8 protein-coding genes, 1 tRNA gene and 2 pseudogenes are annotated in these 9,441 nt (G+C 70.3%); 6 read left to right on the top strand and 5 right to left on the bottom strand.

The window, feature by feature from the left end:
• Positions 1–197, top strand: a pseudogene (locus ACYC1Z_RS12395) (aminotransferase class V-fold PLP-dependent enzyme); the annotation flags it as partial.
• Between the two features lie 539 nt (positions 198–736).
• Positions 737–901: pseudogene (locus tag ACYC1Z_RS12390) on the top strand (ISAzo13-like element transposase-related protein); the annotation flags it as partial.
• Positions 902–972: 71 nt separating this feature from the next.
• On the opposite strand, the gene ACYC1Z_RS12385 reads toward ACYC1Z_RS12390, so the two are convergent.
• From ACYC1Z_RS12385 to ACYC1Z_RS12370, 4 genes are all read right to left on the bottom strand, one after another.
• Positions 973–1,323: a helix-turn-helix domain-containing protein gene (locus ACYC1Z_RS12385; RefSeq protein WP_461409836.1), complete on the bottom strand. Its 351-nt coding sequence runs from the start codon at positions 1,321–1,323 to the stop codon at positions 973–975.
• A gap of 54 nt (positions 1,324–1,377) precedes the next feature.
• Entirely contained in the window at positions 1,378–1,785 is a 408-nt protein-coding gene (locus ACYC1Z_RS12380; RefSeq protein ID WP_461409835.1) for a hypothetical protein, read from the bottom strand.
• A gap of 1,031 nt (positions 1,786–2,816) precedes the next feature.
• Positions 2,817–2,987, bottom strand: coding sequence for a hypothetical protein (locus ACYC1Z_RS12375; RefSeq protein WP_461409834.1), 171 nt, complete (start codon positions 2,985–2,987; stop codon positions 2,817–2,819).
• A gap of 166 nt (positions 2,988–3,153) precedes the next feature.
• A tRNA-Lys gene (locus ACYC1Z_RS12370) sits at positions 3,154–3,226 on the bottom strand.
• Positions 3,227–3,551: 325 nt separating this feature from the next.
• Here ACYC1Z_RS12370 and ACYC1Z_RS12365 point away from each other — a divergent pair.
• The gene (locus tag ACYC1Z_RS12365) at positions 3,552–3,722 is read left to right on the top strand and encodes a hypothetical protein (RefSeq protein WP_461409833.1); all 171 of its coding nucleotides are present in this window, start codon (positions 3,552–3,554) and stop codon (positions 3,720–3,722) included.
• Positions 3,723–4,367: 645 nt separating this feature from the next.
• Here the strand turns inward: ACYC1Z_RS12365 and ACYC1Z_RS12360 are convergent.
• Positions 4,368–5,468, bottom strand: coding sequence for a type I restriction endonuclease (locus ACYC1Z_RS12360; protein WP_461409832.1), 1,101 nt, complete (start codon positions 5,466–5,468; stop codon positions 4,368–4,370).
• A 233-nt stretch (positions 5,469–5,701) separates the two neighbouring features.
• Between ACYC1Z_RS12360 and ACYC1Z_RS12355 the strand changes: the two genes are divergently transcribed.
• The 3 genes from ACYC1Z_RS12355 to mshD all read left to right on the top strand — a co-directional run.
• The gene (locus ACYC1Z_RS12355) at positions 5,702–6,337 is read left to right on the top strand and encodes a hypothetical protein (RefSeq protein WP_461409831.1); all 636 of its coding nucleotides are present in this window, start codon (positions 5,702–5,704) and stop codon (positions 6,335–6,337) included.
• A 101-nt stretch (positions 6,338–6,438) separates the two neighbouring features.
• A complete protein-coding gene (locus ACYC1Z_RS12350; protein WP_461409830.1) occupies positions 6,439–8,433 on the top strand; it encodes an acyl-CoA dehydrogenase family protein in 1,995 nt (664 codons plus the stop codon).
• A 263-nt stretch (positions 8,434–8,696) separates the two neighbouring features.
• Positions 8,697–9,441, top strand: a 745-nt coding sequence (gene mshD / locus ACYC1Z_RS12345; protein WP_461409829.1) for a mycothiol synthase, incomplete at its 3' end; no start/stop codon positions are given.

Here is a 9,441-nt window from a genome sequence, read left to right as displayed (position 1 = left end):
GCGCCATGCGCTACCCGAGCCATCAGGACCGCGCACCGGAGTCCGATCTCAAGGGCTACCTCGAGCAGGCCGAGGCTGTGCTCACGGCAGCCACACCTGCCCCCGACGGCCCGATCGACCACCTGGTGTCGGCCGACTTCGAGCAGTTGCGCTGGTTCGACCTTCCCCCTGCCTGCCTGGCCGCCGAGCGGGGGTGAGGGTGCCTCACGCCGGCCGCGGAATGCCGCGCGCTGCCGTGCCGAGGGCGAGGCAACCAAAAGTATCGCGACGCCGTCCGCGAGCACTCGGGGCTACACCCGCGAGACGAGGCTCCGGCCGGAAGTCGCCGAGCGCCCCAGCCGAAACGTTCAGCAGTACCACGACGGCGATCTACGCGAGTCATGCCTGCCGCTCTGACCTGGATCTGGCCGGCAGCGCGTCGGCGAGCCTCCCAACCGTTCGTCACGCCGTTCGCGGTGGGGCAGCGGGGTCGCTGCGTGCACCGCGACGCAGTGGGGGCACCGTGGTGATCCGCGAGCCGACGATGAAACCGAACCCGGCGTCCTCTGCGATTGTCAGGGCAGGTGGAGCAGGGCAGACTGGAGCTGGGCCATCGTGTGATTCCTTCTCTACGAGTTCTTGGATGTTCTCGCAGAGCCTCACGGGGTGGCCCCTCCATGTTGCGGGACCGACACGCGTGTCCTGTCCGGGGCACCCATGCGTCACGACCCACCCTGACGATCGGTGGATCGAGGCTGAGGCCGGGCTGACCATCACCGTCTGCCACCTCCCGCCGGGAACATCGAAGTGGCACAAGATCGAACACCGCCTGTTCTCCCACATCTCCATGAACTGGCGCGGCCGCCCGTTGACCAGCCATGAGGTGATCGTGAACACCATCGCCGGGACCACCACGAAGACCAAGGTCTCGCCTCGGCCCTCGATCAGGTCGACGGTGGTGGACAACCACGGGCGCGCCACGGGCTCATGCTGTCACGCGCCGACGGCGGGCTCCTGGTCGTACGCCACGGCTGTCTCGTCGCTGACCAGCGTGACGTGGGCGCCCATCGCCGCGGCCAGCTTCGTCAGGGTGTCGGCGGTCGGGTTGCCCACGCCGCGCTCGATGCGGGAGATCTCCGGCTGGCGCACCGAGGACAGCGCGGCGAGCTTGCCTTGGGTCAGGCGGCGGGACCGGCGCAGGTCGGCGATCTGCTTGCCCAGCCGGATGCGCTCGGCGACCTCGGCGTCGAGTTGGGCCGCGAGCTTATCGTGCACGTCGCGCACGTCGGGGCTCCACGCGGCCTTCATCTGGGTGGCGAAGTCGTCGTAGGAACGGGTGGCCATGAACGGTTCACCTCCTCGGGCGTCACCCCAGTATGTGCTTTGACGCATGAACGGTCAACGTGAGGACCGCCACGCCCGCAGGTGTCTGCGGGCCTCGGCGATCTCCTTGCGCTGCCGCTTCTCCGACGGGTCGCCACCCTTGTCGTAGGCCTGGAACAACAGCACGACCCGGTTGCCGTGCACGGTGAAGAACACCCGCAGCAGCACCGGCTGTCTCTCCTCCGGGCTGGCCGCCGGTGGCGGGTCGGACAGGCCCCAGGTGCGGATCGCGTGCAGGGAGCGGCGGATGCGCAGCTCGTACAGGCCCTGCCCCAGTGCCTTGCCCCACTCGGTGGACGCCACCGCCATGCCCATCGGTGCCAGGATGTGGGTGAGGCGCGCGTCCAGCACCGCCTGCCGGTACGGGTCCAGCTGTGCGACCGAGGACGCGAACGGGCAAGACCCGTCCTGGTCCTCCCACATCTCGATCCTCCACGCCGCGGGCGGCGATGGTGGCGAAGACGCGGGGGTGCGGTCGCGAGGACTCCGACGGTCCTTGTCCTGGCGTGCCATATGGCCACCGTATCGGCGGGCACCGTCACTGCCGGGTCGTCCTAGCGTGCGTGGATGGGACGACCACCGCTGGCGCTGGGTGCTCACGGCGCATCGACTTCCACGACGACCCGGTCTCGGGACGGGTGCGGGCCCGGGCAAGGTTCCGCGACTTCGACGGGACCTGTCGGCCGGCGACCCGGTGGGGCGCCACCCGCGGCGAAGCCGCAACACGGCTCCTGGGCGCGATCCAGGAACGGGCGGTCTTCCCCGCAGGGGACTGGACCGGTGGGACGCGGGTCGCGGCGGCCATCAGCCTGTGGCGGGCCGATCTCGAGGCAGGGTCGTTGGCGCCCGCCACCCGCCAACTCTACGAGGCCGCGGCAGGCTCTACGTCCGCCCGGCGCTGGGCGAGGTCCGCCTGGGCGAGCTCACACCGGCGGTCATCGACCGGGCCCTGGCTCTGATCCGGGTCAACAAGGGGACCCAGCCGGCCCGGGCCGCCCGCCGGGCGCTGTCCAGCCTGTGCGCCGACGCCGTGCGGCACAGCGCGATCAGCCACAACCAGGTCCGAGACTCCAGACCCATCGCCTGCAACCACCGTCAGGCGCGAGCCTTGACCCCAGCCGAGGCCAGCGACCTGCAGACACGCCTCGCCGCCGACCCCCGCGCGACCTGCTCGACCTGCTCGACCTGCCCGACCTGGTGCAGTTCATGCTCGGCACCGGGGTACGCATCGGAGAGGCCGCTGCCGTACGCGACGGCGTCCTGGATCTGACCGTCAGCGCCGTGCACATCAACGCCACCGTCATCCGCCTCCCCGGCACGGGCTGCGCATCCAGCCGCACACCAAGACCCCCGCGTCCCAGCGGATTCTCGCCCTGCCCGCACCGGTGCTCGACACGCTGCGTCACCGCCGAGCGGTCGGGCGTCCGACCGGACCCGCCGGGGTGGTGTTCTGCTCACCGACCGGTCAACTGCGCGACCCGTCCGACACCCAGGCCGACCTGCGCGCGACCCTGGACCGGATCGGCTACCCCTTGGTGACCAGCAACACCTTCCAGAAGACCGTCGCCTCCCAGCTGGACGACCAGGGCTTCAGCATCCGCCACATCGTCGACCAGCTCGGCCACGCCCGCCCCTCAACGACCCTGGACCACTACCTCGGGCGGCGCGCCGTCAGCACCACCGACCACGCCGCCGCCCTCGCCGACCTTGCCGCGCGGAAGTTAGGTGGTTCGTTCTTGGTTCGCTTCTGGCTCGCCCCGAGTCGCCAACGGTGCGAAACCGCAGGTCAGGTGGGCCCCGTGGGGCTCGAACCCACAACCCGCGGATTAAAAGTCCGCTGCTCTGCCGATTGAGCTAGAGGCCCGGGGGGTTCCACTCTTTAGTCCGCGAAGCGCTCCACGGAACCCTCCACGGAAGTATGCCAGCATCTGGCGGCGCCTCTGGCGCGCTGGGCCCCCTGACCGACGCTCGCTGGAGGTCCGCCTCGACGACCACTGACCGCTGAACGCCGGGTTGGGAGCGTTGACTACCTCGTCACGTTCGCGAAAGTTGCGCAACATCTTGTACGAGATTGTCGGGTGACCGATAGTGGAGGCATGGGTCGCGCCCGACGCGGTGGCCGTCACCCGCGACGACGAAGTCGAAGGGTCCCTCGTCTCGCCATCCCATCCGAGACCCTCGACCGGCTCGTGCCCGGACATGGCAGCAACGACTGGCGGGCGGTCGCGGAGTTTGCCGTCCAGTTCCCGCTCACCCTCAGCTCAGGCGAGGATGGCGAGCCCATCGCCCGGGCCCGACTCCGGGTCACCAGCGCCAACCTCGACGAGTCCGGCAGGGACGACGAGCTTAACCTCGACTGATGCCTACGCGGAGAGACCTCATCGCGGATGTCTGGTACCCCCGACCGGAGACGTACTGGGTTCCTGCCGGCGACGAAGAGCAACGCCCCCACAGGTACGGCGATCTCTTCGCGACGCCACCAGCGGACGCGCACGGCACGTCCCGCGGCGACAAGACGGGACGGCCGTGGTGTCCGTCGCACCGTGTTCCTTGTGCCGGTACCGGCTCGTCCGGCACACGACGTACCCATGTTCGCCCACCTGAAGACGACAACACGCGTGACGTTCGCGTCGCTCGGGAAGCCGGACGGATCGCGGCCCGCGACCACGACCCGCGGGTCGATGTCATCTGCTGCGGAATCCACTACCGCTAACGACGGCTCATGCCCGTGGTCGACGTGCGCCGCGCCGAAGCCACCTGCATCAGCAACGACCCCATGGCACAACCGCAGGTCGAGGTCGGTGGTCCCTCTCATCTCCAGCGTTCCCGCCGCGACAACCTCTGCGGGGACGACACGAGTGTGTTTTCGCCGGTCCCAGTCGAAGAGTGGAATCCCCAGAGGCCGAGATCCCGCTCGCGAGCGAGCAACGCTCCACGGAACCCTAGACGGAAGTATGAGAGGTGACGTGGGGCGTCCGGGGTGTTGACAAGCGGTGAGCCCGGTGTCACTCGAGCCAGTAGCGCACCGTGGTGCGGATCTGGTCGGCGTGCTGGTAGATCTCCTCAAGGGTGTCGATGGGGTGTCGCGTCTCGTTCTTGTCGTGGTCGAGCGTGCCGAGGTACCGCTGGCCGGTGTTGAAGTGCAGGCGCGCGATGGGCTTGCGGTTGTTGTCATCCAGCAGCACGCCGAAGTAGTTCTTGGTGTCGCGTGCCACGACTCGGGAGGCTGGGACCTCGCTGCAGGCGATGGCTCGAATGATCTGGAAGGCTTCCAACTCCTCAAGGGTCGTGACGACGCCCTTGTCTGCTGCCGCAGCCTCTGCTTCAGCTACAGACTCCTGTGCTGCTACCTCTCCGGTGAGCGGTTCCGACGAGGTGGGTACATAACCCTGGGCACCGAGGGCAGTCTTGAGTCGATCGTTGACCTGGTCGGCGAGGAACTGCTTGGAGGCCTTGCGGACGAGTTGCCCGAACTGCTCACGGACCTTCTGCGTGAAAGAGCCCTCGTACACGCGTGTGGTGAGGACCTTGACCCAGTCGTCGTCGGGCTCCTTGAACTGTGCGGCGAGGACACGTTTGAGCGCGCCGACGTACTTGAGTTCTTCTGCGGCAGAGACGATGGAGTCGAGGTCGAAGGCGTCCTTGGTAAGCTTTTCGACCTCAGGGAACTCAGCCGGGTCGAGGTCGGTGAGGTCGATCTGGAGGAACGGCTTGTCGTCCATCCGGTTTGGGCGGTCGAGGTCCGTGAAGAAGTGGAATCGCTCACCGTTGGTGAGCACGGCGATCCGCGCGTTGGTTGTCGCGAAGTAGCGGAAGAGTTGTGAGGCGTGATTAATCGTCAGCGGTGAGCCGATCGTCTTGCACTCGATCAGGATCTGGACCTCGCCGTCCCTGACGATGGCGTAGTCGATCTTCTCGCCCTTCTTGGTGCCGACGTCCGCTGTGAACTCGGGTACGACCTCCTGCGGATTGAAAACGTCGTAGCCCAGGACGAGCGAGATGAACGGCATCACGAAGGCGTTCTTCGTGGCTTCCTCGGTCTCGATATTCGCCTTCTGCTGCTCGACCTTGGTCGCCAGTGATGCGAGCTTCTCGCCGATGTCCACAATCCACTCCTTCGTGACACGATGCGGGGGGTATATCTCCGATCGTAGGGGCACCCAAGGCCGAGCGGGAAACCTTCGCCTGCAGGCAGTGCGTTCGCGACTATCATGAGCACCCCCAGGAGACCGGTGTCTTTGCTGTTCGCCGGCCGCGTCGGAACGTCGGCCCTCTGCGCGCCGGCCCTGGGTGCGAGACAATTGCAGGACCCGAGGACCGAGCAGCGAAGGAGCAGGACATGAGCGAGCGTCGTCAACCGCGGCGGCCGGCGATCCTCGACCCCGCCCAGGCCGAACTCATCGTGGGCGACGAGGATCCCGCGAGCCGCTCCGAGGTCGCGCACACCACCGCCTCCGCCATCGTCCACGGCGGCCGGGCGGGCGCGGAGGACCCGGAGCTCGTGCAGCGCCTGGTCACCCTCGTGGACACCGAGGGCCTCGACGAGATCGCCGCACTCTGGCACCGCAGCCCGCCCACCACGCTGCCGGGCACGCTGTGGCGCCTGTACCTGCTGCGCGAGTGGGTCCGCCGGGACCCGCACACGGTCGCGGACCGGTACCGCCTCGGCCTGGATCGGGCCGAGGTGGCCGGCGCCATCGCCGGCGTGGCCGGGCCGCCAGGCCCCGACGACGTCCGCGAGCTGTGCGACCGGGTGCTCTCCGGGGTGTTCGACGGCGACCTCGCCGTCACCCTCGAGCGCGCCGCCGCGTTCCTCCGCGTGCTCGCCACCGGTTCGGCGCTGCACGCCGACTGGATCGAGGAGGACGACGACGACCTCGCCTTCACCGTCACCCGCCGGGCCGGCGCGCTGCTGAGCACGGCGGAAGAGTTCGAGGAGGCCGCCGGCCTCTACCGCGCCGGAAGACTCAGTTGAACACCCGGAGCCCTTCCCCTCCGCGCCCCGGTGGGTGATACTGCCGGTACCGAAGGTATGTAGTACTGCCGGTACCGGCAACGACGGCGGGGAGAGCTCTCATGGTCACGACGACACAGGACACGCGCACCGGAACACCCGAAGCCGGTGGAGCACCGCCGGCCCGGCGGGAGGTCGGCGAACGGGAGGCGAGGCGGGTCGCCGAGGAGGCGCGTCCCTCCGAGTGGGACCAGCCATCCTTCGCCAAGGAGCTCTACCTGGGCCGCTTCCGTCTCGATCTCATCACCCCGCACCCCCGACCCGAACCGGCGTTCGCCGCCCGCGGGGACGCCTACCTCGCGAAGCTCGCCGAGTTCCTGCGTGAGCACGTGGACGGTGCCCGCATCGAGCGTGAGGACCGCATCCCGTACGAGGTCATCGCCGGCCTCGCCGAGCTGGGCACGTTCGGCATCAAGATCCCCGAGGAGTACGGCGGCCTCGGCCTCGGGCAGGTGCACTACAACCGCGCCCTCATGCTGCTGGGCACCGCGCACCCATCCGTCGGCGCGCTCATCTCGGCGCACCAGTCCATCGGTGTGCCCGAGCCCGTCCGGCAGTTCGGCACCGAGGAGCAGCGGCGCGCCTACCTGCCCCGCTGCGCGGCCGGCGCCATCTCGGCGTTCCTGCTCACCGAGCCCGACGTCGGCTCCGACCCCGCCCGCCTCAACCTCACCGCCACCCCCACGGACGACGGCGCCGCCTACCTCCTCGACGGCGTCAAGCTCTGGTCCACCAACGGCGTCGTCGCCGAGCTCGTCGTCGTCATGGCCCGCGTGCCGGCCTCGGAGGGGCACCGCGGCGGGATCTCCGCCTTCGTCGTGGAGTGCGACAGTCCCGGCATCACGGTCGAGCGGCGCAACGCCTTCATGGGGCTGCGCGGGCTCGAGAACGGCGTCACGCGGTTCCACCAGGTGCGGGTGCCCGCCGCCAACCTCCTGGGCCGCGAGGGTCTCGGCCTGAAGATCGCGCTCACCACGCTCAACACCGGGCGCCTGTCCATCCCCGCGCTGTGCGTCGCCGCCTCGAAGTGGTCCCTGAAGATCGGGCGCGAGTGGACCCGCGAACGGGTCCAGTGGGGCCGGCCGGTGGGGGAGCACGCCGCCGTCGCCCACCAGATCGCCTACATGGCCACGGCCACCTACGCCCAGGAGGCGGTGCTCGAGCTCGCCAGCCACCTCGCCGACGCCCACCGCACCGACATCCGCATCGAGGCCGCCCTCGCCAAGCTCTTCACCTCCGAGATGGCCTGGCAGGTGGCCGACCGGCTCGTCCAGGTCCGCGGCGGCCGCGGCTACGAGACGGCGGCGTCCCTCGCCGCGCGCGGCGAGCGGGCCGTCCCCGCCGAACAGGTGCTGCGCGATCTGCGCATCAACCGGATCTTCGAGGGGTCGACGGAGATCATGCACCTGCTCATCGCCCGCGAGGCGGTGGACACCCACCTCGCCGTCGCCGGCGACATCATCGACCCCGACGCCGACCTCACCCAAAAGGCCAAGGCGGCCGCGCGGGCCGGCGGCTTCTACGCGACCTGGCTGCCGCCCCTGTTCGGCGGCGCGGGACAGCTGCCGACCAGCTACCGGGAGCACGGCCCGCTCGCGACCCATCTCCGCTTCATCGAGCGGTCCTCGCGCCGCCTCGCCCGCTCCACCTTCTACGGGATGGCCCGCTGGCAGGGCGGGCTGGAGAAGAAGCAAGGCTTCCTCGGCCGGATCGTCGACATCGGCGCCGAACTGTTCGCCATGTCCGCCGTGTGCGTGCGGGCGCAGATGCAACGCGAGGACGACGGCGCCGAGACCGGTGCCGCCGCCACCCGGCTCGCCGACGCCTGGTGCCGGCAGTCGCGGCTACGCGTGGATCGCCTCTTCACCGAGCTGTGGCACAACACCGACCGCGGGGACGAGCGCCTCGCCCGGGAAGTCCTCGCCGACGAGTACGTGTGGGCCGAGGCCGGCATCCTCGACGCCTCCGAAGGCACCGGACCCTGGATCGCCGACGCCAGCCCCGGGCCCGCCACCACGCCCGACGTCTCGCGCCGCATGCTGCCCCCGCACCCCTAGCCCCCAGCCGCCGCGCCGACCGGCCCGCAGCCACGGGCTGGTAGGCGTCGGGGGCGGGCGGTAGCCGACGGGTGACGGGCCGGCGGGCCGGTGGGAGGTGGGTGACGGGCCTTTCACCGGCGGGCCGGTAGGCGACGGGCAGCGGGCCTTTCACCGGCGGGTGACGGGCCGGCAGGATCGCACCGTGGCCGAGGGGTGATGGAATGGGACCACGACCCGGCAGCGGAGAGACGCTCGGCCCCGGGCATGGGAGAGGTGGCGGCGTGATCGTCGAGGTGGCCCGGCTGGGCGAACAGGTCGCACCCGAGCAGGTGCTCGAGCTGGCACGGGCGGTGGAGCGCGAGGACGACGTCGCGGCCCTCTCCGAGCAGACGCTGCTCGAGGTGCGCCGCCCCACCCGCACCGTCGAGCACGTCCTCGCGATCGAGGACGGCGTGTTGGTGGGCTATGCCCAGGTCGACCGCGGTGTGGAGGCGAGTGCCGAGTTGGCCGTCCACCCACGCCACCGCCGCCGCGGCGTCGGCCGGGCCCTGCTCGACGCCGTCCGCCGGGCCGGGCCCGTATCGGTATGGGCGCACGGCAACCTCTCCGACGCGCAGGCGCTCGCGGCCGGCGCGGGGATGCGGGTGGTGCGCGAGCTCATGCAGATGTCCGCCCCGCTCGGCCCCACGGACGCACCGCCGCACCACCCGGGCGTGACCGTGCGCGCCTTCGAGCCGGGCCGGGACGAGGACGCCTGGGTCGCGCTCAACGCCCGCGCCTTCGCCCACCACCCGGAGCAGGGCCGGATGACGGCGGAGGACCTGCGCGCCCGCGAGGCCGAGGACTGGTTCGACCCGGCCCTGCTGTGGCTCGCCTTCGACGAGGACCCCACGACCCCCACGGCCGCCATGTGGATCAAGGTGCTCCCGGGCTCCGACGAGGGGGAGATCTACGCCCTCGGCGTCGACCCGGACGCCCAGGGCCGCGGCCTCGGCCGCATGCTCACCCGCCGCGCCGTCGCCGAGC

It is taken from the genome of Georgenia sp. (assembly GCF_054605595.1).
This window is presented reverse-complemented; position numbering and strand designations above follow the sequence as displayed.

Coding starts and splice junctions, on each gene's coding strand:
- ACYC1Z_RS12385 (WP_461409836.1), bottom strand. CDS start 1,323: ATGGCCACCCGTTCCTACGACGACTTCGCCACCCAGATGAAGGCCGCG.
- ACYC1Z_RS12380 (WP_461409835.1), bottom strand. CDS start 1,785: ATGTGGGAGGACCAGGACGGGTCTTGCCCGTTCGCGTCCTCGGTCGCA.
- ACYC1Z_RS12355 (WP_461409831.1), top strand. CDS start 5,702: ATGAGCGAGCGTCGTCAACCGCGGCGGCCGGCGATCCTCGACCCCGCC.
- ACYC1Z_RS12350 (WP_461409830.1), top strand. CDS start 6,439: ATGGTCACGACGACACAGGACACGCGCACCGGAACACCCGAAGCCGGT.